Raw genomic sequence first — 22,321 nt, 5'->3', positions numbered from 1 at the left:
CGGGGGAAAACATGGCTGATTTAGACGATATCAAAGAAGGTAAAAACTTTGGCCTCGGGCGGCCGCAAGAAAACGCACCTTTTACGCTGAAAGGCTGCGGGGCGCTGGACTGGGGCATGCAGTCGCGGCTGGCGCGGATCTTTAACCCCGCCAGCAACCGCACGGTAATGCTGGCCTTCGATCACGGCTATTTCCAGGGGCCGACCACCGGACTCGAGCGCATCGATCTCTCCATTGCGCCGCTGTTCGCCGAAACCGACGTGCTGATGTGCACCCGCGGGATCCTGCGAAGCACCGTGCCACCGGCCACCAACAAACCGGTGGTGCTGCGTGCCTCGGGAGGCAACTCGATTCTGGGCGAGCTATCGAACGAGTGCGTGGCGGTGGCCATGGAGGATGCGCTGCGCCTGAACGTCTGCGCGGTGGCGGCGCAGGTGTATATCGGAAGCCCGTTCGAGCATCAGTCAATCAACAACATCATCAAGCTGGTGGATGCCGGGAATCGCTACGGCATTCCGACGCTGGCGGTGACCGGGGTTGGCAAAGAGATGACCCGCGACGCGCGCTACTTTTCACTCGCCAGCCGCATCGCCGCCGAGATAGGGGCGCAGTTCGTCAAAACCTATTACGTAGAAGAAGGGTTCGAGAAAGTGACCGCCAGCTGTCCGGTGCCGATTGTGATCGCCGGGGGGAAAAAATTGCCGGAGCTCGAGGCGCTGGAGATGTGTTTCCACGCCATTGATCAGGGCGCGTCCGGCGTCGATATGGGGCGTAACATCTTCCAGTCCAGCGCACCGCTGGCGATGCTCAAAGCAGTAAAAAAAGTGGTGCACGAGAACGTCAGCGCCCGCGAGGCGTACCAGTTCTGGCAGGAGGAAAAACAGGGAGAAGCAAAATGAACGTAACGTTAGTCGAGATCAACATCAAACCGGAGCGGGTGGACGAGTTTTTGCAGGTCTTTCGCGCCAACCACGAAGGGGCGATTCAGGAGCCGGGCAACCTGCGCTTTGACGTCCTGCAGGACCCGCGTGTCAAAACCCGCTTCTTTATTTATGAAGCCTACAAAGATGAAGAGGCGGTGCTGGCGCACAAGCAAACCCCGCACTATCTGGCGTGTGTAGAAAAGCTCGAAGCATTAATGTCGGAGCCGCGTAAAAAACGCTGCTTTGTGGGATTGATGCCGGAATAAAAAACGCCCGGTGGCGCTGGCGCTTACCGGGCTTACCGGGCTTACGGGGTTGATGCGGTTTGGGTTTTGTAGGCCGGGCTAGCGCAGCGCCGCCCGGCATTTCTACGCTTCAGTTACGCTCACCCGCATCGCAGCCAGCGCCTTACGGGCCGCTTTCAGCACTTGCTCGCACTGCTCAACGGTCAACGTCAGCGGCGGTTCAATGCGGATGGTTTTCGAGTTGTTGAGCGTTCCGGCCACCAACACCCGCTGGCGGAACATCTCGCTCGCGAAGTTGTAGCCGGTTTCGTTATCGACAAACTCGATCGCCATCAGCATCCCTTTGCCGCGTGCATCCTGCACCAGATCCGGGTACTCACGTCCCAACTGGAGGAAGCCGTCCAGCAACATGTCGCCTTTCTGCTCCGCCTGGGCGGGCAGGTTCTGCTCCAGCAGCACGTTGATGGTCGCCAGCGCTGCCGCACAGGCCAGCGGGTTGCCGCCAAAGGTGGTGGTGTGCAGGAACGGGTTATCGAACAGCACTGAGAACACCTCTTCGGTGGCGACCGTCGCGCCAATCGGCATCACGCCGCCGCCCAGCGCTTTGGCCAGGCACAGAATGTCTGGCTGCACGTTCTCATGCTCGCAGGCAAACATCTTGCCGGTGCGACCCATCCCGGTCTGCACTTCATCGAGGATCAGCAGCGCGCCAAACTCATCGCACAGCTTGCGCACCACGGGCAGATAGCCCGTCGGCGGCAGGATCACCCCGCCTTCGCCCTGAATCGGCTCAAGGATAATCGCCGCCACGTCGTCGCCGGTTTTACGGCAATCGCTCAGCACGCTGCGCATGGCGTTGATATCCCCGAACGGCACATGGCGGAAGCCCGGCAGCAGCGGCATAAAGGGTTTACGGAAGGTCGATTTTGCCGTCGCAGAGAGCGCGCCCAACGACTTACCGTGGAAAGCCCCGGTGGTGGCGATAAAGGTGAATTTCCCGCGCGGCGACTGGTACGCTTTGGCGAGTTTAAGCGCCGCTTCGACCGCTTCCGTGCCGCTGTTGCTGAAGAAGCTGTACTTTAGTTTACCCGGCGTCAGTGCTGCCAGCGTCTTTGCCAGCATCGCCCTGAGCGGGTCGAGTAGCTCCTGACTGTGAAGGGGTTGTTTCGCGAGCTGATTTTGTACGGCGGAAACCACGACTGGATTACGGTGCCCCACATTGAAAATACCAAAACCACCCAGGCAATCGATAAATTCCTGTCCCTGGGTGTCAACAAGCGTATTCAGACTTCCCGCTTGCCACTCTACGGCTCCGTAATCCCCGCCAGCGGTAACAGATTTTCGGTACTCTAAAAACCCCGGATTCACATGCTCTTTGAAGTAATCAATCACCTCTCGGTTTAATTGTTTCATCTCCTCATGATCAAGCGTTCGCTTCTCAATGAGATTCAGTGCGTGCGCGGTACAGGCAAGGGCCGATGCGCTGGAAGGTAACCTGTTCAAAATGAGCTCCCGGGTATCGCGTATCACATGATACTGAATTAAGTATTGCAGGGATTACGCCACTTCCGATGACTTAACGAAAATCGGGATAAACGCCTGTTCAACCCAATATTGCGCAAAATTTAATCGTGCCGGGGCGAGAAGCCGACGCCTTGCCGCTGAACGGATGTGCCCCTGAATGGTTCACGCGCACGGCGGTGGTGCATGCCTCATGTTAAGCAGGAATTAACTGGTACCACTTTGAGAGTAATTTCTCTATGAAAGTATTTGAAATCAATCAATTACAAAAACGCACAAAAAGTGCGGTTTAACTGAAATTTGCGATCGCGATCGGTTTTAACAACTAAAGATAAATTTTTTACCGCCGAAAAAAGATTAACCCTAAAAATTAACATTCAAATAACCTGCAAGGGATGCCTGCCATGTCCGCTCAACCGTATGTCACTCAGAATGACTATCCTCTGGACGACGACACCACCTTAATGTCCACCACCGATCTCAACAGCTACATGACCCACACCAACGATACTTTCGTGAAGGTGAGCGGTTATCAACTTGATGAGCTGCTGGGGCAACCGCACAACCTGGTGCGCCACCCGGACATGCCAAAAGCCGCGTTCGCCGATATGTGGTCCACGCTGCAACAGGGTGAACCCTGGAGCGGGATCGTCAAAAACCGACGCAAAAATGGCGATCACTATTGGGTGCGCGCCAACGCCGTGCCGATGGTGCGGGGCGGGCAGGTGACGGGCTACATGTCGATTCGCACCCGGGCAACGGAGGCCGAAATAGCCGCCGTGGAACCGCTGTATCAGGCCCTGAACGAAGGGCGCAGCAACAAGCGCATTCACAAGGGGCTGGTCAGCGCAAAAGGCTGGACCGGTAAACTGCCCGCGATGCCGCTGCGCTGGCGGACGCGCAGCGTAATGAGCGCTTTGTTTCTGGTGCTGGCCGGAAGCCTGTATGCCACTGACGCAGGATGGGTATCGCTTACCGTCAGTGCGCTGGTGATGCTGTTGGGCACGCTGCTGTTTGAGCAGCAGATTGTGCGTCCGGTTGAGAACGTGGCGCGCCAGGCCCTGAAGGTGGCAACCGGTGAGCGTCATAGTGTGGATCACCTGAACCGCAGTGACGAGCTGGGGCTGACGCTGCGCTCGGTGGGCCAGCTGGGGCTGATGTGCCGCTGGCTGATCAACGATGTGTCCAGCCAGGTCGCCAGCGTGCGTGACGGCAGCGATCGGCTGGCGAAGGGCAACGAAGATCTGAATGACCGCACGCGCCAGACGGTGGCTAACGTGCAACAGACGGTCGCGACCATGAATCAGATGGCGGCGTCGGTGCAGAGCAACTCAGAAACTGCCGTGGCCGCCGACAAGCTGTCGATGGCGGCGAGCGGGGCGGCAAGCGAAGGTGGTAACGCGATGCAGACCGTGGTGAAGACCATGGATGAAATTGCCGACAGCACCCAGCGCATCGGATCCATCACCAAACTGATTAACGATATCGCCTTCCAGACCAATATTCTGGCGCTGAACGCGGCGGTTGAGGCCGCGCGTGCGGGTGAACAGGGTAAAGGCTTTGCGGTGGTGGCGGGTGAAGTCCGTCATCTGGCCAGCCGCAGCGCTAACGCGGCGAACGACATCCGTAAGCTGATTGATGCCAGCGCCAGTAAAGTGCAGTCCGGTTCCGATCAGGTTCATGCCGCAGGGCGCACCATGGATGACATCGTTGAGCAGGTGAAAAACGTCACGCGGCTGATTGCGCAGATCAGCCATTCAACGTCGGAACAGGCGACGGGGCTGAATGATTTAACCCGTGCTGTGGCGGAGCTGGACGGTATCACCAAGAAAAACGCCGATCTGGTCGAAGAGAGCGCGCGCGTCTCAGCGATGGTGAAGCATCGCGCCGGGCGACTGAAAGACGCGGTCACGGTTCTCCATTAAGTCAATAATGTTCCAATAAAGCCGCTTATTTCGTAAGGAATAAGCGGCTTTTGTATTTCTGTTATTGTCGTAATAGTGATCTTATTGTGTTAAATAAACATTAAATAACTAAAGAAACTGAAAAGTTATTTATCACTTCCTAAGGCAATTTCACGCCATTGTATTTCAGCGCGCTTGCTGCGTTGGCTATATAACGATCGATGCGGATTATTCAATAGGTGTGACCTATCCATAATGTCATTATTAAATAAAAAAACGATCAATCTCATAAAGTTAGCGAAAGTGTTACCGATAACGATGATCGTCTGAGAAATAATCACATTGATGGAGTAAATATGTTCTTACATGGCGTAAAGATCGGCACAAAATTATTTCTGGCCTTTGGATTATTTATTATCCTGATAGTGGCGAGCGCAACGCTCTCCCTGCTGAGCCTGAATCGGGCAAATAATGAGATGCAAGACATTATTGTTGACGACTACCCCACGACGGTAAAAGCCAATCAGCTGATCGATAATTTTCAGGAATTTATTAGCACGCAACAGCTGATGCTGCTGGATGACCAGGGAACCTATGCCGCAGAGTCGCAGCAGCGCCTGAAGACCATCAGCGAACAGATCACCCTTATCCTGAAAGCGCTGAACAGCGCGCTACCGGACCAAAAATCGCAGCAAATCCTGGCCGGGATCGGCGAGGCGCGCCAGCAGTATCTGGATTCCCGCTATCGCATTCTGCAGTTCGTGCAGAACAACGACCGCGCCGGGGCGATTCAGGAGATGATGACCAACACCGTTAACCTGCAAACTGCCTATAAGGCCAAGGTGCAGGAGCTGATCGCGGTGCAAAACGCCGAAATGCAGAACGCTGGCCAGCAGGTCGACGCGGATTATCACACCAACCGCCTGATGCTGATTTTACTGACGCTGGTCAGCGTGCTGGCCGGTAGCGCGATGGGCTGGTTTATCGTGCGATCGATTACGCGTCCACTGGGCGAAGCGGTGAGCTTTGCAGAAGCCATCGCGGAAGGGGATTTGACCCGCAACATCTCCACCCAGGCCAAAGACGAAACCGGACTTTTGCTCCAGGCGCTGATGGAGATGAAAACCCGCCTGCTGGATATTGTGCAGCAGGTGCAGTCCGGCTCAGAGAATATCTCCAGCGCGGCGGCGCAGATTGTGGCCGGTAACCAGGATCTGGCGGCGCGCACCGAAGAGCAGGCCAGCTCGGTTGAACAGACGGCGGCCTCGATGGAGCAGATCACCGCGACGGTGAAAAACACCGCCGCCCACACCGGGGAAGCCACCAATCTGTCCGCCGACGCCGCAACGGTGGTGAAACACAACGGCGAGATGATGAGGCAGGTCACGCAAAAAATGCGCCTGATTAACGAAACCTCTAACCGCATGTCCGACATCATCAACCTGATCGACGCGATTGCCTTCCAGACCAATATTCTGGCGCTGAACGCGGCGGTCGAAGCGGCACGCGCGGGCGAGCACGGGCGTGGTTTTGCGGTGGTTGCAGGCGAAGTGCGGCAGCTGGCGCAGAAGAGCGCCTCGTCGGCCAGCGAAATTCGCCAGCTGATTGAAAGCTCCACCAGCCAGACTCAGGACGGGATGAATCTGGTGGAAAAAGCCAGCGGGCTGATTAACGGGATGGTCGGCAACGTGGAGGAGATGGATGTGATCCTGCGCGAAATCCGCCAGGCCAGCCACGAGCAGACGGAGGGGATTTCACAGATTAACAGCGCCATTGGCCTGATTGACTCCACCACCCAGCAGAACTCTGCGCTGGTGGAAGAGTCCGTTGCGGCGGCGGCGGCGCTGAATGACCAGGCATTGCACCTGAAAGCGCTGGTTAAAGTGTTCCGCGTGCGCGAGGACTTAATCTAACTGATTGATCTCCAGCGACGCGCGGTCAATAACAGCGATAATCTGTTTCAGCTGCGCGTCGCTCAACCCTTCCTGATTGACCTTTAAATCCAGCACTGCTTTAAAATTATCTAATGCCCGCTTCATCTGCGGGTTTTTACGCAGCTGAAAGCCCACACAGCGCGCTTTAATACGCGCCTGGATGTTCTCAAGCTGTTCCAGGTTCTCATCCAGCCAGCGCTGCCCGGCCACGGTGATGGCAATCTGTTTGCGCCCATTCTCTTCTTCGGTGATAGTGATAAACGCCTGGTCCTGCAGGAAATCGAGCGTCGGGTAGATCACGCCAGGGCTCGGCGTATAGTTCCCCTGGGTCATGCTTTCGATGTCTTTAATCAGCTCATAACCGTGGCTGACATTGCGGGTCAGGAGGTCCAGAATCACCAGCCGTAACTCGCCGTGACCAAAAAAGCGCTGACGGCGTCCGCCGCCTTCGTGTGGATGTCGCATACCATTTCCCTTTAATTTGATATATCTAATTTATATCGAAGTTAGTTTTAGATGCAATCTAAAACATCTTGCATTTTTCTTTATTAGCAATCATTATCATTTGAAATTAATTTAGATATATCGTATTCACCGTATGAAGGGATAAAAATGACCTCTACCCGCTACCCCCAACGTGTCCGCAATGACCTGCGTTTTCGTGAGCTGAACGTATTGCGCGTCGAGCGCATTAGCGCCGGTTTTCAGCGCATCGTCTTAGGCGGCGAGGCGCTGGACGGCTTTAGCTCCCGCGGCTTCGACGACCATTCCAAGGTCTTTTTCCCGGAACCCGGCACAACATTTATTCCCCCGGTGGTGACCGACGAGGGCGTGGAGTGGGGCGACGGCGTGCGCCCGCAGGCGCGCGATTACACCCCGCTGTATGACGGCGCCCGCCACGAGCTGGCGCTCGATTTCTTTATCCACGACGGGGGCGTTGCCAGCGGCTGGGCGATGGAGGCTAAGGTCGGTGATCGGCTGTCTATTGGCGGCCCGCGCGGATCGCTGGTGGTGCCGGAAGATTACGCCTGGCAGCTGTACGTCTGCGATGAGTCGGGCATGCCGGCCCTGCGTCGCCGTTTAGAAGCCATTGCCAAACTGCCGGTTCGCCCGGCGATCCAGGCGGTGGTGACGGTGGGTGACGCGTCGTATAAGGATTATCTGGCGCACCTGAGCGAGTTCAATATCCACTGGGTAGTAGGACATAGCGAACAGGCGGTGGCCGACCATCTGGCGACGCTCAGCGTGCCCGCAGAGGATTACTTTATCTGGCTGACCGGGGAAGGGAAGGTGGTGAAAAACCTGAGCCGCCAGTTTGAAACCGACGCTATCGACCAGAAACTGGTGCGTGCCAGCGCCTACTGGCACGCCAAATAATCAGGCTACGTCGTCGAGATGCGCGGCGCTGACCTGATGTTCAAGGGCGGCGCGCACCTCGTGCAGGGCTTTCTCCTGCTGGGCAAAATAGGTTTCCATATTGCTCAGCGAAGAGACCAGTAGCCAGGACTCTTCTTTCTCCAGCTCTGCCAGCTCGCTCACCAGGGTGTCGATCTGCTCGCGCACCTGGGCCATCTTTTTGCGCAGCCGCGTCAGGTCGTTAAGCCGATCGCTGGCCATCAGCGGTTCAAACCCCTGATGCAGACGGGCCACCAGCGAGCGAATGGTTTTGACGTCGCCACGCTGCCGGGCCTGATTCAGCTGCACCATCATGGCGTTGGCCTCTTCTTTCAGATCGTCCGCCACCAGATCCGGATGGCAAAGCTTACTCGCCTGGCGCCAGAGCCGTTTTAACTCATTCTGATCCTCTTCTGACAGATCGTTGCCTTTGCGCAGACGCACTTCGGCATCGTGATGCTGCTCGCGGTATTTCTCGTACTCGTCGTTAGCCTCGTCACGCGCCTGGCGGGCGGGCTCTTCTTCGCGGGTGAGGCCCATCTCCAGCTCCTGCGCTTCGGCCAGCAGGTTGGCGATCAGGTTGCTCTGCTGCTGCAGATGCTTACGCGCCCCGGCCGCCTGCACCGAATCGGCAGGCAAATCGCGCCAGTGCCCGGTCAGGGTGGTCAGCACCTCCACCGCCTGGGCCACATACTGCTGGCAGCGGCGATAGTCTGCTTCCCGGCGACGGGCCTCCGCCTGCTGACGGCGCAGGTTGAGCTCCGCCAGCGTTTTGCGCAGAGCGAGAATTTGCGTCATCAGCGGCCCGAGGCGCGAGAAATAGAGATCGTTAAACTCATCCAGCTGCTGCACGCGGGCGTTGCGGCGATCGATCAGATCGCGCAGGCGTTCTTCCAGCGCCTTCAGCTCCAGCTTGCTGGCGGCAAGCTGCGGATCGCGCCACGGGGCAACGGCACGCTGGCTTTGCAGCCAGTCGGTGATGGCCGCCAGCGCGGCGGTGTAGTTTTTATGCTCAAGCGCCACGACGATCGCCAGTAGCTCATCGTCAAACGCGTCGCTTTTTAACCGTGCCAGCTGGCTTTCAATGATGTCGTCATCTTCAAGTTCAATGGCATTTTTAATGATTTCTAGCCGTTTGATCGGTGTGCTCATGATGCTTTTCGCTTTTGCGCTTAAGTATTTGAGTTAAGGTTAGTTGTTGTAAGAACGACAAGGAATAATACACACGTCTGATGTCTGGCGCGACGAGGGAATGCGCAGAACACCGCTCATGGCACGTTAAAAAAAGGCAGGATCGGCATTCACTCATAAACTCCGCTTATCATTATTTTACGCTATAAAATGTTTGTAAGTGTTTACATGGCAACCTAACTCACTACTCCATTGATTTATGTCGATGTTTTATATTTATGTTGTGCTTTAGTAAGCGAAGAAAGTGGAGAAATTTTGCAATCAGTCGATAAGCTTGTACATATTATTAGCACTACGTAAAATGTATTAGTCATTCGCTCTGTAAATGTTAAAACATCCGAAGGGAAGCTCTCATAACGCTGTGTATTATCAACCCTTTGAATGTTTTTAATTCCCGCAAAAAGCTGTCCCTGGCATGGTTGTGCAGGTACGAACACATTGGCTTGTAAATCAAGAGTAATGCCATGAAAAATTATGATGATTTGCAGCGTTTTAAGGATAAAACGCGCACGGGCGACATCAAGTTCAAAGATTTCTCAGCACAGAAGCAGAATGCTGCCACCAGCGACTGGGCGATTATCAATCAGCTTGCGGGCGGCGATAGTGACTCTGCACTGGCAAAAGCTGGCAGCGTTGCCGTGCCCGTTCCTCAACCGCTTAAGCCTGGCGAACTGGAGGCAGCGTTTGCGCCTTTCGCGCAGGCTCCGATTGCCCCCATGACAGAACCGGCTGCACCCGCGGCATCCCTTTTTGAACAGCTGATCCCGCAAGCGCCTGCCGCTGCGCCCCAGCCGCTGATTCAGCCGGCACCGACGTTGGCACCGACACCCGCACCGGTAGCTGCGCCTGCGCCGTTGGTTGCGTCTGCACCCGCGCCTGCCGCGCCGCTGGCCGCACCTGCGCCCGTTGAGCCTGTGCGCTTTGAGCAGCTGTTTGCCACCAAAGCCAGCGCCCGCGCCAGCCATCCGGTCAAAGACCTCCCGTTACAACCGCTCCTGGAGAAAATCGCTTCATGCCGTTAGTGTGTATTTGCTCGCCAAAAGGCGGAGTGGGAAAAACCACGGTCACGGCCAACCTGGCGTACGCCCTGGCTCGATCCGGCAGCAAAGTGCTGGCCATTGATTTCGATGTGCAGAACGCGCTGCGTCTGCATTTTGGCGTGCCGCTGTCCGACGGGCGCGGGTACGTTGCCCGGGCCAATGAATCTGCCGACTGGAGTCAGTCAGTGCTCACTGCGGGCAGTAATATGTTCGTTCTGCCCTACGGTGAAGTGACCGAAGAACAGCGCATAATGTTCGAGCATAATCTCGCCACCGACAGCCATTTCCTGATGCGCGGTTTAAGCTCCCTGCTGAACTATCCGGGGCTGATCATTCTTGCTGACTTCCCACCGGGGCCGAACCCGGCGCTGAAAGCGATCTCCCCGCTGGCGGATATGCATCTGGTGACGCTGCTGGCCGATACGGCCTCTCTGTCGCTGCTGCCGCACATTGAAAACCACCGCCTGACCGGCGGTACGCCGCCGAAGAATCCTGCGGGCTATTCGTTCCTGGTGAACCAGAGTGACAGCCGTCGCCATATCAGTCGCGATGTCACCGCCTTTTTACAACAGCGCCTCGGCGATCGCCTGCTCGGGGTGATCAATCGGGATGAAAGCGTGGCAGAGGCGAATGCGTCACAGCAATCGATCCTCGACTTCAACGCGACCTCGGCCGCTGCGTTTGACATCGAACTGGTGAGCAAGCGTATTGTGGGTATGTTGGGGGTTAATGTGGGTGACGGCGCAGTGCACGCTAACCTGAAAACTTCTAATTTCTGACGACAATTTCAGGACGTCCTATGAAAAAGGTGCTGTTTTATTTGCTGCTATTGGTGTTATCGCCAATTGCGGTGCTCATTGTTATTACCCCGATGGACAGCCAGAAACAATATATCTTTGGCTTAATCACTATTGGCGTATTGTTTCTGTTGGGATTCAGCAAAAATCACCGTATCTCGATAATCATGATGGTGGTGGCAGTGCTCATGTCCACCCGATATATCTGGTTCCGGGCGACGCAAACGCTGCACTTTAATTCCGAAATAGAAGCCATACTCGGGATCGGGTTATTTATCGCCGAACTCTATATTTGGGTGACGATTTTACTGAGCTACCTGCAGAATCTTTTTCCGCTGCAGCGCAAGATTGTGCCTTTGCCCGAGGACATGTCGACGTGGCCGACGGTGGATATTTATATTCCCTCGTACAACGAAAGTCTGGACGTGGTGCGCGATACGGTGCTGGCCGCCCAGTGCCTGGATTATCCGGCCGATAAGCTCAAGATTTATCTGCTTGATGATGGCAAGCGCAATGAGTTTGCGGTCTTTGCGGCTAACGTCGGGGTGGGCTACATCACGCGTAATGACAACTCCCATGCCAAGGCGGGCAACCTCAACCACGCCATGAAGCTGACCAAAGGCGAGCTGATTTGCGTCTTTGACTGTGACCACGTCGCAACGCGCATCTTCCTGCAGGCCACCGTTGGGGCGTTCCTGGTCGATCCAAAACTGGCGCTGATGCAGACCCCGCACCACTTCTACTCGCCGGATCCGTTCGAGCGTAACCTGTCGGCGGGCCGCGATATTCCTAACGAAGGCCAGCTGTTTTACGGCCAGATCCAGCGCGGAAACGACAACTGGAACGCGACCTTTTTCTGCGGCTCCTGTGCGGTTATCCGCCGCTCGGCGTTAGAAGAGATTGGCGGCTTTGCAGTAGAAACCGTCACCGAAGATGCCCACACCGCGCTGAAGATGCAGCGTCTGGGCTGGAAGTCGGCGTATCTCGATATTCCGCTGGCGGCCGGGTTAGCCACCGAGCGTCTGGTGGTACACGTCATTCAGCGTACCCGCTGGGCGCGCGGGATGACGCAGATATTGCGCGTTGATAATCCGCTGTTTGGCCGGGGCTTAAAGTGGCAGCAGCGTCTGTGCTATCTCAACGCGATGCTCTCTTTCCAGTTTGCTTTACCGCGCGTGGCGTTCCTGACCGCGCCGCTCGCCTATTTGCTGTTCAACCTGAATATTATCCACTCGTCGGCGAGCCTGATTTTTGCCTATATGTTGCCGCACCTGTTCTTATGTATTTACGTCAGCTCGCGGCTGAACGGACGTTTCCGATATAGCTTCTGGGGCGAAATTTATGACCTGGTGCTTGCCTTCCATTTGGTATTACCGACCATTATTACGTTGATATTCCCGAAACGCGGCAAGTTTAACGTGACGGATAAAGGCGCGTTGCTGGACGTGGGTTATTTCGACTTCAGCATTGTGCGTCCGCATCTGGTTATTGCGGTGCTGCTGGCGGCGGGGGTTATTGCCGGGATTGTGCGCGCCTTTGCCCACGACTATTTCAACGTCGACCCAATGGTTATTGCCTTAAACGTCGGCTGGGGGCTGTACAGCTTAATCTTCCTGCTGGCCGCCATTGCGGTGGCGCGTGAAACCCGTCAGACGCGTAAAACCATCCGTATCGATGTCAGCGTGCCGGTCGTTATCCACTACGCCAGCGGTATCTCTTCGCGCAGCCACACCGCCGATTTGTCGATGGGCGGGTGCCGTATTGCGACCGTCGACGATCGTCACCTGAACGATGAGATTGAAGAGATCGAGCTGCAGCTGCAGTCGGGGGCGATCAGTATTCCGGTCAGCGTGATTGCGCACGATGAGCAGTACATTCGCCTGATGTTTGATGAGATCCCACTGGACCGTCGCCGTGAACTGGTGCGCGTGGTGCTGACCCGAGCCGATGCGTGGATCAATCCACTCAAGCCGCAGGACAACCCGTTCCGCTCGCTGTTTATTATTATTCGTAGCGTCTTCGATCTGTTCTGGCTGACCTGGAAATCACGGCGCGAGAACAGCCGTCGACGTCAGGACGAAGCGCGCCGCAGCAAAAGTGCCAGCGAGGATACCGCGGTATGAAAGGGATGACCCGTAAAGCTTTCCAGATGCTGATGGTGTGCAGCGTGCTGGCTCTGCCCGTCAGGGCGGAAGAGCCAACCACCGTCGAGTCACTGCTGCCGGTGGATCTGCCGCCACCGGTGATGGAGTCAACGCCTGTGGCCGAAACCCCAGCGGTGGCCGAGCCCGAACCGGCCATGGATGCGCCTGTGGCTGCGGACGCGTTCCCGGCTCCCGATACCCTTGCGGCGAACCCGGTTCCGATGGGCATCACCCCCGGGACGACCAGCAGCATTACCATCGCGCAGATGGGCCAGCCGAATGGCGTGGTGCTCAGCGGTGGGCAGTTGCAGGGCGGGATCGATTTTACGCTCTCGGCGGACCAGGTGATCACCAACGCCCAGCTGGAGCTGAACCTGAAAGTCTCTCCGGCAATGGCAGCACGTAACACCACCATGCAACTGATGCTTAACGGCCAGCCGCTGGGCACGGTGCCGCTGGGTGCGGCCGACACTAACGTCTCGAGCTATCAGCTGGATATTCCGGCGGCGATGGTGGTGTCACGTAATAACATCAGCTTCAAAATCAACGACGGTGATGCGCTGCTGTGCCAGCGCGATCTCTCCGACAGCTATCAGGTCACCGTTATGCCGAACAGCCGCCTCGACCTGGAGGCGCAGCAGTTGAATATCGGCGCGGATCTCAGCCATTTCCCGCGTCCGTTCTTTGACGCTATGCAGATGACGCCCGCCACCATGGCGTTCGCGTTCCCGGCCAAAACCCTGCCGGAACAGGTGGGGGCGGCATCGCTGCTCGCATCCTGGCTGGGGATTGAGGCGGACTATCGCGGCATCTCGTTTGAGGTGTTGCACGATCGCCTGCCAGAAAAAAACGGCGTGCTGTTCGGTAAACCCGGCGAGACGATTGGCGGCGTGACGCTGCCCGCCAGCACCGGGGCAACGCTCACAATCATCGATAACCCTGGCAACCCGATCTACAAGCTGCTGCTGGTGGTGGGTAATAACGAGCAACAGCTGAAAAGCGCTGCGTGGCGACTGACGCGGGGGGAGTTCAACACCCAGACGGTCAGCACCCCGGTTGACGCGCAAAACATCCCGCTCAGTAAACCGTACGATGCGCCGCGCTGGATCTCTACCGAACGCCCGGTGCGGCTGAGCGAGCTGGTGCGCAAAGATCAGAGCATGACCGTGACCGGCATCTGGCACGAGCCGCTGACGCTGGCGTTCCGCGCCGCACCGGATCTGTTTATGTGGGATGGCGACACCATTCCGCTGAAAGTTTCCTATCGTTTCCCGTCCGAGAGCTGGATTGATGAAGAGCGCTCCTACCTGTCGATGACCTTCAACGGCGCGTTCCTGCGCAATCTGCCGGTCAACAAACAGGGGCTGCTCGAAGGGCTGTGGCACAAGCTCGGCGGCGATGCGCGTCAGGAGAAGATTGAGGTGCCGCTGGAGCCGTATTTGATTTACGGCGACAACCAGCTGCAGCTGTACTTCAACATCGCCACCAAAGAGGCGGCACCGTGCAGCGTCTTGCTCAATAACAACATCAAGAGTCGTATCGATGAAGATGCTCAGATTGATTTGACCAAAACGCGTCACTTCACGTTGCTGCCGAATCTCTCTTACTTCGTGGGGGCGTCGTTCCCGTTCACCCGCCTGGCGGACTTCTCCCAGACGGTGCTGCTGCTGCCGGAAAACCCAAGCGAAAATGAAATCAGCACCCTGTTGGACTTGTCTGCCCGCTCGGGCACCGCGACCGGCACCACGCTGAATAACAACCGCGTGATGTTTGGCCTGCCGACCGGTGGAGCGAACCTGCTGCGCCTGAGTGACAGCGATGTGCTGGCGGTCTCCACGCTGGATCAAAGTGCGTTTAACCGGGCGCTGCTGGCCCAGTCGCCGTACATCAGCCAGGAGCATACGTTTGGCGTACGCGAACCGAAGCTGCTGGAAAAAGTGCAAAGCTGGCTGGAAGGGGACTGGAAAGCGTCGAGCGTCGATGCCGACCGCTACTTCTCGTCGAACGAAGCCTGGCGCGGATTTGTCAGCTTCCGTTCGCAGTGGAACCCGTCGCGGCTGGTGGTAATGGCGGTTGGCAGTAACAACGAACAGCTTTCACGCCTGCATACCGATCTGAACTCGGCCCGCATTAACGCCGGGATCCGCGGTGATACCGCGATCATCACCGATGAAAACGGGGTGCGCAGTTTCCGCGTCGGGCCACAGTTCCCGAGCGGCCAGATGCCCTGGTACATGATGGTGGTGTGGTATGCCACGCAGCACTCCGCCATGCTGGCAATTTTTGGACTGCTGTTTGCGACGATTATCGGTCTGAGTCTCTACACGATCCTTAAAAAACGCGCGCACAAACGTCTTAACCCTCAGGATTCAGATCGTGAGTAAAGGTGGTAACAAAATGGAAAATAAGAGCAAAACCGCCAGACATCTGCCTGTACTTTGTCTGTTCAGTGGCCTGGCGCTGGGGGGCATTAACGCCGCCCTGGCGGCAGACGCCAATAACCCGGCACTGAAAGCGCTGTTCGATCAGGCGAACTACTGGCACGAAAAATCTCACGACGATCTGGCAAAGGAATCGCTGCAGAAAGTGCTGATGGTGGATGCCAACAACACCCAGGCGATGTACCTGATGGCGCTGTGGTCGCAGCAGGCCGGTGACATAAAAGGCGCGGCCCAGTGGCGCGCGCGCTTAACGGCGGTTTCACCGCAGGATGCCAATCTGCAGGCGCTGGACAATGCCAAACAGATGCAGCAAGTGCCGCGCGGTCAGCTGGAGCTGGCCCGTCAACAGGCGCGCAGCGGTAACATTCCGGCAGCGCTGGCCACCTGGAAGAACCTGTTTAGCGGCAATCAGCCGCCGCCGAGCCTCGCCCCGGAATATTATCTGACGATGGCGGGGGATAAATCCCTCTATCCGCAGGCGGTGAGCGAACTGCGCCAGCTGCGGGTGCAATATCCTCAGGATAACAACATCAAAATCGCGCTGGGCAAGGTGCTGACCTATCAGGAAAGCACCCGCCGGGAAGGGATTGACGTGTTGCAGGATCTGGCGAGCGGCAGTCAGGATGCGGATCGTTCTCTGCGTCAGGCCCTGTTGTGGCTGGGGCCGCAGGCGGGCGATGACGCGCTTTATCAGACCTATATTCAGCGCCACCCGAACGACACCGCGTTACGCGATTATTACCGTAAAAGCATCGGCGGTGCGGCAAAAGGCGAGGGCTTTGAAGCGCTGAACAGCGGCAATACCGATACCGCCCGCAGCCAGTTTGAACAGGTTTTACAGACCAACCCGGAAGATGCCGACGCGCTGGCCGGGATGGGCTACGTTGCCCTGCGCAAGGGTGACTACGCCGCAGGCGCGCAGTACCTCAATCGCGCCGCCAGTCTGGGCGGTTCTGCCTCTGAAGAGCGTAAGCAGCAGGCGGTGGATGCCGAATTTTACGGTCAGCTTGCCCAGGCGCAGGCGGCCTACAAGCAGGGTAATATCAGCCAGGCGCTGGCCCTGAGTGCCCCGCTGGCCCAGCGGAGCGGCGAGCAGGGGGCGGCGGCGAAGCTGTTCCGCGCCGACGTCCAGCGTCATAACAAAGACTACACCGCTGCCGAGCAGACACTGCGCGGGTTGTTAACGGAGCAGCCGAATAACGGCTCGGCCCGGGAAAACCTGTACTACGTGCTGCGCGAGCAGAATAAAGCGCCGGAAGCGCAGGCGATGTTGCAAACCCTGCCCGCCAGCCTGCAGGCGAAGCTCCAGCCGCGTGTCTCCGGCGGCGGCAACCCAACCGATCCGCTGCGTCGTCAGGCGCAGCAGGCCGTCGCCAATGGCGATCCGCAGCGCGCTATTGCTTTACTGTCGCAAGGTACCGCGCGCTATCCGGCCGATCCGTGGCTGCGGCTGGATCTGGCCCGTCTGCTGCAAAAGCAGGGCCGTGACGCAGAAGCAGCAAGCGCCATGGCACCGGCGTTCCGGCCGAACGCCAGCGCCAGTGAACTGTATGCGGCGGCGCTGTTTGCCAGCGAGAACAACGCCTGGCAGCAGTCCCAGACCTTGCTGTCCCGCATTCCGGCTAATAGCCAGAACCGGGATATGCGCGAGCTGTCGCAGCGGGTGAATTACAACCTGCAAATGAACGTCGCCGAACGCTATCTGGCCCAGGGCGACCGGGCGGCGGCGGCCAACACCCTGAAAGCGCTGGCGGCCCGTCCGCCACAAAGCCCGGCAGATGCGGGCAAGCTGGCGCGGATGCTGGCGCAAAGCGGGGATGTCACCAGCGCGGTAAGCGTGGTGCGCGACAACATGCGCCGCGGCGTGCAGGGTAACGCCGGGGATTATGCCGATCAGGTGACGGTCCTCAATCAGGCGGGGCTGGGAAGTGAGGCGCAGGCCTGGCTTGCCAACCCGGAACTGCAGTCGCGCAGCACTCCTACGCAGCTGGCCAGCCTTCGCAACGGTTACGTGATCAACGATGCCGATCGCCTGCGCACCCAGGGCAACTACGCGGCGGCATACGACAAACTGATCCGCGCGATGCAAAACGATCCGCAAAACACCGATCTGATGTTTGCGATGGCGCGCGTGTATCAGTCCGGCAAGATGAACAAAGAAGCCGGAGTGGTGTACGACTACCTGATGACCCGCGACACGCCGCAGCAGGATGCGCGCGCCGGGGCTATCAACGTAGCGTTAGCCAACAACGACGTAGATAAAGCGAAGCAACTGACCGCCGGGCTGAAAAACGACAGCACCCCGGAACGTCTGCTGCTGCTGGCCCGTGTCTCCGAGGCCGAAGGTAACCATCAGCAGGCCATGAGCTACCTGCGCACCGCGCGCGGACGCCTGCTGGGGCTGAAGGACAACAACGGCGAAACCGCGCCGATGCTGGGCGGGCTGGCTTTAGCCGATAACCCGTTTGTCGGCACCACCCGTGCGGGTGACCTGAACACCTCCTCATCGCTGTATGGCGAAGCGATGCCGTGGCAGGTGGCCCAGCTGGCACGTAATCCACAGACCGCCCCGCCGGGCACCGTGCGTACCGATTTACCGGTCGAGACGGCGCAGGCCGGTACGCTGCGTCAGGTGGATAACATGATGGAGATGCTGGTCGACAAAACCGCCACCTGGGTACGCGGCTCGACGGCGATGCGCTCGCGTGACGGCGAAGAGGGGCTCAGCAAGCTCACTGAATTTAAAGCTCCGCTGCAGTGGTCGACGGTGCCGTTTGGCGATTCGCGTCTGGATGTCAACGTGTCGCCGATCACCCTCGATGCCGGGAGCTCGTCTGATGAATCCAGCCGTCGCTTTGGCACCGGGGCGCTGATCTAGGGCGAAGTGGCCGAAGAGGTGTATAACGCCTCGACCACCACGCCGCCTGAACTGCCGAATCTCGACAAAATCAAGGTGCCTTCGCAGGGATCGCAAAGCGCGTCGGGCGTCGAAGTGGCGATGGCGCTCACCGGCGATCAGTACAAAATTGACGTTGGATCCACGCCGCTGGGCCAGGATCTGAATACCGTGGTGGGCGGCGTGCAGTGGTCGCCGCAGCTGACCGATTACCTCAAGCTGGTGCTGGTGGGGGAACGTCGTGCGGTGGTGGACAGCCTGCTGTCGTACGTCGGTGTCGAAGACAAATACAGCGGCAAGAGGTGGGGCCAGGTCACCAAAAACGGCGGCAGCGCGCAGCTTAGCTATGACAATACCGATGCGGGCTTTTACGCTGGTTTTGGCGTGTACGACTACGTCGGGGAGAATGTCCCAAGCAACACCAGCGTTAACGGCTCGGCGGGGGTCTATTTCCGCCCGTATTACTCAGACGATCGCGAGTTAAAAACCGGCATCAACATGAGTTATATGAACTTCGACAAAAACCTGAGCTACTTCAGCTACGGTCAGGGGGGCTATTTCAGCCCGCAGGACTATGTCAGCGTCGCCTTCCCGGTGGATTACACCCAGAAGTTCGACAACTGGAAGCTGGGGTTAGGGGCGTCGATTGGCTACCAGTCCTACTCCCAGGATGAAAGCCCGTACTTCCCAACGGATGCGGCGATGCAGAGACAGCTGGAAGATTATGTGGCTCGTGGTTTGGCCAAAGAGTACTTCTACAGCGGCAGCAGCAAGAACGGCATGGGGTATAACCTGCGCGCCTCAACCGATTACAAACTTAACAAAGACATGAGCATCGGCGGGCAGATTGGCTATGACACCTTTGGCGATTACAACGAAAGTACAGCCAACCTCTACTTCCGCTACATTCTGGGGAACAAGTGATGAATGACCAGCAGCTTTTGCAGTATTACCAGAATCAACAGTCCCAGTCGGGTTGGTTTTCATTGCTCCACGTGATGATTGAAGGGATGGTGGCGAACGTCGGCGAGGCGCAAAGCCATCCGTTCCTCGTGCAGATGGGGGAGACGCTGGCCGAGCGTTTCCCGCTCACCCCGGCGCATACTGTCGGTGAGCTTGAGGGACAGATTAACGCCCGGCTGGCGGCGTTTAACTGGGGCATGATTGATATCGATGCCAGCGACACGTCGATCCGTATCAGCCATATGGCGCTACCGGTTCCGGCTGAACCGGCGCAGCAGCTGGCCTGGAACCACGCGTTCAGCGCGGTGCTGGAGGGGCTGTACGCACGCTGGATGCGTGAGCAGGGTGGGAAATCCCACGTTTCTCTGTGGCGGGAGGCATCACCCTCAGCTACGGTTATCCACTTCAGATATCAAAATAATCAGTAAGGAACAGGCATGTGGCAGCGAAGTAAAACCCTGGTTCTGATGCTGGGTCTGTTAGTCAGTTATCAGGCCGTAGCCGGTAGCGCCTGGGACAGCTACAAAGGGCGATTTTTGATGGCGGATGGCCGCATCATTGATACCGGCAACAACAGCGTGAGTCACACTGAAGGCCAGGGCTTCGCCATGATGATGGCGGTGCGCAACAACGATCGGGCAAGCTTTGACAAAATCTGGGGCTGGACGAAAAAAAACCTGCAAAACCCGGAGACCGGCCTGTTCTACTGGCGCTATAACCCGGTTGCCGCCGATCCTATTGTCGATAAAAACAACGCCACCGACGGCGACACTTTTATCGCCTGGGCGCTGCTGAAAGCCGGCACTCAGTGGAATGAGAACAAATATCTAACCGAGTCGGATGCGATTACTAAGGCGCTGGTGGCCCGCAACGTCATCAGCTTTGCCGGTTATCGCGTGATGCTGCCCGGTGCGAAAGGCTTTAACCTCAACAGCTACGTTAACCTCAATCCGTCGTATTTTATCTTCCCGGCGTGGGAAGATTTTGCTCAACGTAGCCACCTGACGGTGTGGCGTGAGCTGATCAACGACGGGCAAAAGCTGCTGGTGAAAATGCGCTTCGGTAACACGCAGCTGCCGGCGGACTGGGTCTCTCTGTACGCTGACGGACGCGTCACCCCGGCGAAAGAGTGGCCGGCGCGCTTTAGCTACGATGCGATCCGCGTGCCGCTGTACGTGAAGTGGGCGCAGCCCGCCAGCCCGCTGTTAGCGCCTTACAGCGCATACTGGGGACGTTTCACGCGGACCCAGACGCCTGCCTGGGTGAACATCACCACCAACGATCCAGCCCCGTACATGATGGACGGCGGTTTGCTGGCGGTGCGCGACTTCACAATGGGGCAACTCCCGGCAGGCGAGCCGCAGATTACTATCAAAGAGGATTACTACTCTGCGAGCCTGAAAATGCTGGTATCGCTGGCGAGATAGGGTCTCTCCACCTGGTTCTGGAAAGCGCCTCGCAAGAATAACTTGCGGTGGCGCTTTTTGCGTTTTGGGGGCAGGGGATCTGGCCGTGATCCCTTGTTCGAATAGGGATCCTGCATTTGGATCCGGTTTTTTTATTGTTTAAAGGACTTTTTTGCCCACCGTAAAGTAAGAGCGCAAAATAATCCCCCAGCTGCACAAACATCCTTAGCTTCTCACAAATAATGCCATGTTAGCTTAACCCCATCGTTTATTGCTGCTTACCGTGCCGGTATCCTGATAAAGGTTTTAACACATGGCCAGTTATTGTTTTTCCTGCCCTGACATCTATTTTGGCGAGGAGGCGATCACCTCCCTGAGCCAGTTTAATGGTAAACGTGTCGGTATTGTCACCGACGATTTTATGGTGACGTCAGGTAAAACCCGTTATTTGATTAATTACATGCCTCAGGCGTCGGTGTCTATTTTTGGTGAGGTTAAACCCGATCCGGATATTGATATTTTGACTGCGGGTGCGGCGCATTTTAAAACCTTTAAGCCTGAGGTGATTATTGCCCTCGGCGGGGGGTCGTCGCTGGATGCAGCGAAAGGCATCAAAGTGACGCTGGAAGAGTATTTTGCCCATCATCCTATCGATCTCATCGCTATTCCCACGACCAGTGGATCCGGCTCTGAAGTGACCTCCTACGCGATCATTTCCGATCCGCAGAACGGGCGTAAATATCCGCTGATCTCCGGGCATCTGGTGCCGGATATTGCCATTCTCGATCCCAACCTGGTATTAACGGTACCGCGCCATGTGGCGGTGGATACCGGTATGGATGTGCTGACTCACGCCATAGAGGCGTTTGTCGCCACCGGCGCAAACGACTTTAGCGATGCGCTGGCGGAAAAATCCATCGCACTCACCTGGCGCTACTTGCCGCAGGTGTTCAACGATGAAAAAGACATTGTGGCGCGCACCCATATGCACAATGCCTCCTGCATGGCGGGAATGGCGTTTAACGCCGCCGGGCTGGGACTGGTTCACGGTTTGGCCCATGCCATTGGCGGTATGTTGCATATTCCTCACGGCAAAATTAACGCCATGCTGCTGCCGATTGTTGTCGACTTCAACAGCAAGCAGGCTTCTCTACACACCCGCGACCGCTACCACCGCTGCGCGCAGATCATGGGTATCGATCATGCCGTTCCCGAGCAGGCTATTGCGCAGATGACGCAGGCTATCCGTCAGATTAACCGCCATTTTGGTATTCCCGCCACGCTGAGCGCGTTGGGCATTGAACGGGCGAAAATCAGCGCGCTGCGCGCGGCACTGGTGAGTTCCGCGCTGGCTGACGGGTGTACGGCATCGAACCCACGGCCTGTTACCCCGCAGGACGTTGAAGCCCTCATCGATCAGGTGACTGGCTAACGGGAACCTTTTGTCCTGCTCGCATGAAGCAGGCAAAAAAGTCCTGTCGAACAACAAATATCGGGCGTCGTGACTCCTTATCCTGATGA

Annotated in this window: 15 protein-coding genes and 1 pseudogene; 13 read left to right on the top strand and 3 right to left on the bottom strand. The window is 57.3% G+C overall.

What is annotated here, in order from left to right:
* Positions 1–11 precede the first annotated feature (11 nt).
* Together lsrF and lsrG are read left to right on the top strand one after the other, a co-directional pair.
* Positions 12–899: a 3-hydroxy-5-phosphonooxypentane-2,4-dione thiolase gene (lsrF, locus tag M8013_RS13035; RefSeq protein WP_271268231.1), complete on the top strand. Its 888-nt coding sequence runs from the start codon at positions 12–14 to the stop codon at positions 897–899.
* Entirely contained in the window at positions 896–1,189 is a 294-nt protein-coding gene (gene lsrG, locus M8013_RS13030) for a (4S)-4-hydroxy-5-phosphonooxypentane-2,3-dione isomerase (protein ID WP_271268230.1), read from the top strand. Before lsrF ends, lsrG begins: the two co-directional genes overlap by 4 nt.
* A 102-nt stretch (positions 1,190–1,291) precedes the next feature.
* Here the strand turns inward: lsrG and ygjG are convergent, their stop codons facing one another.
* Positions 1,292–2,671 (bottom strand): putrescine aminotransferase, encoded by a 1,380-nt coding sequence (gene ygjG, locus M8013_RS13025; protein ID WP_271268229.1) that lies wholly within the window; start codon positions 2,669–2,671, stop codon positions 1,292–1,294.
* Between the two features lie 422 nt (positions 2,672–3,093).
* Between ygjG and M8013_RS13020 the strand changes: the two genes are divergently transcribed.
* Together M8013_RS13020 and M8013_RS13015 are read left to right on the top strand one after the other, a co-directional pair.
* Positions 3,094–4,614: a methyl-accepting chemotaxis protein gene (locus tag M8013_RS13020; protein ID WP_271268228.1), complete on the top strand. Its 1,521-nt coding sequence runs from the start codon at positions 3,094–3,096 to the stop codon at positions 4,612–4,614.
* Positions 4,615–4,949: 335 nt separating this feature from the next.
* A complete protein-coding gene (locus M8013_RS13015; protein WP_271268227.1) occupies positions 4,950–6,506 on the top strand; it encodes a methyl-accepting chemotaxis protein in 1,557 nt (518 codons plus the stop codon).
* Here the strand turns inward: M8013_RS13015 and M8013_RS13010 are convergent.
* Positions 6,498–6,992: a PadR family transcriptional regulator gene (locus M8013_RS13010; protein WP_271268226.1), complete on the bottom strand. Its 495-nt coding sequence runs from the start codon at positions 6,990–6,992 to the stop codon at positions 6,498–6,500. The two genes, M8013_RS13015 and M8013_RS13010, sit on opposite strands and share 9 nt — an antisense overlap.
* Before the next feature lie 147 nt (positions 6,993–7,139).
* Between M8013_RS13010 and M8013_RS13005 the strand changes: the two genes are divergently transcribed.
* Positions 7,140–7,904 (top strand): siderophore-interacting protein, encoded by a 765-nt coding sequence (locus M8013_RS13005; protein ID WP_271268225.1) that lies wholly within the window; start codon positions 7,140–7,142, stop codon positions 7,902–7,904.
* On the opposite strand, the gene M8013_RS13000 is transcribed toward M8013_RS13005, so the two are convergent.
* Positions 7,905–9,074 (bottom strand): coiled-coil domain-containing protein, encoded by a 1,170-nt coding sequence (locus tag M8013_RS13000; RefSeq protein ID WP_271268224.1) that lies wholly within the window; start codon positions 9,072–9,074, stop codon positions 7,905–7,907.
* 503 nt (positions 9,075–9,577) lie between these two features.
* Here M8013_RS13000 and bcsO point away from each other — a divergent pair.
* From bcsO to M8013_RS12960, 8 genes and pseudogenes are all read left to right on the top strand, one after another.
* On the top strand, positions 9,578–10,135 hold the full coding sequence (gene bcsO, locus M8013_RS12995) for a cellulose biosynthesis protein BcsO (RefSeq protein ID WP_271268223.1): 558 nt from the start codon (positions 9,578–9,580) through the stop codon (positions 10,133–10,135).
* Positions 10,126–10,932, top strand: coding sequence for a cellulose biosynthesis protein BcsQ (bcsQ, locus tag M8013_RS12990; protein ID WP_271268222.1), 807 nt, complete (start codon positions 10,126–10,128; stop codon positions 10,930–10,932). Before bcsO ends, bcsQ begins: the two co-directional genes overlap by 10 nt.
* Before the next feature lie 20 nt (positions 10,933–10,952).
* The gene (bcsA, locus tag M8013_RS12985) at positions 10,953–13,073 is read left to right on the top strand and encodes a UDP-forming cellulose synthase catalytic subunit (RefSeq protein ID WP_271268221.1); all 2,121 of its coding nucleotides are present in this window, start codon (positions 10,953–10,955) and stop codon (positions 13,071–13,073) included.
* Positions 13,070–15,478, top strand: a complete 2,409-nt coding sequence (gene bcsB / locus M8013_RS12980; RefSeq protein ID WP_271268220.1) for a cellulose biosynthesis cyclic di-GMP-binding regulatory protein BcsB — start codon at positions 13,070–13,072, stop codon at positions 15,476–15,478. The genes bcsA and bcsB overlap by 4 nt, the downstream gene beginning before the upstream one ends.
* A gap of 13 nt (positions 15,479–15,491) precedes the next feature.
* Positions 15,492–19,355: pseudogene (locus M8013_RS12975) on the top strand (cellulose biosynthesis protein BcsC).
* Positions 19,355–19,822 carry a cellulose biosynthesis protein BcsD gene (bcsD, locus tag M8013_RS12970; RefSeq protein ID WP_271268219.1) on the top strand — a complete coding sequence of 156 codons (468 nt, stop codon included), beginning with the start codon at positions 19,355–19,357 and terminating at the stop codon, positions 19,820–19,822. Before M8013_RS12975 ends, bcsD begins: the two are co-directional and overlap by 1 nt.
* Positions 19,823–19,831: 9 nt before the next feature.
* Positions 19,832–20,821, top strand: coding sequence for a family 8 glycosyl hydrolase (locus M8013_RS12965; protein ID WP_271268218.1), 990 nt, complete (start codon positions 19,832–19,834; stop codon positions 20,819–20,821).
* Positions 20,822–21,113: 292 nt separating this feature from the next.
* Positions 21,114–22,232, top strand: a complete 1,119-nt coding sequence (locus M8013_RS12960) for a 1-propanol dehydrogenase PduQ (protein ID WP_271268217.1) — start codon at positions 21,114–21,116, stop codon at positions 22,230–22,232.
* Positions 22,233–22,321: the final 89 nt, after the last annotated feature.

This window comes from Silvania confinis (assembly GCF_025564085.1).
In the GTDB taxonomy this organism is placed as follows: Bacteria; Pseudomonadota; Gammaproteobacteria; order Enterobacterales; family Enterobacteriaceae; genus Enterobacter; species Enterobacter confinis.
Note: the sequence above shows the minus strand (reverse complement) of the source record. Positions and strands in the feature narration are given on the sequence as shown.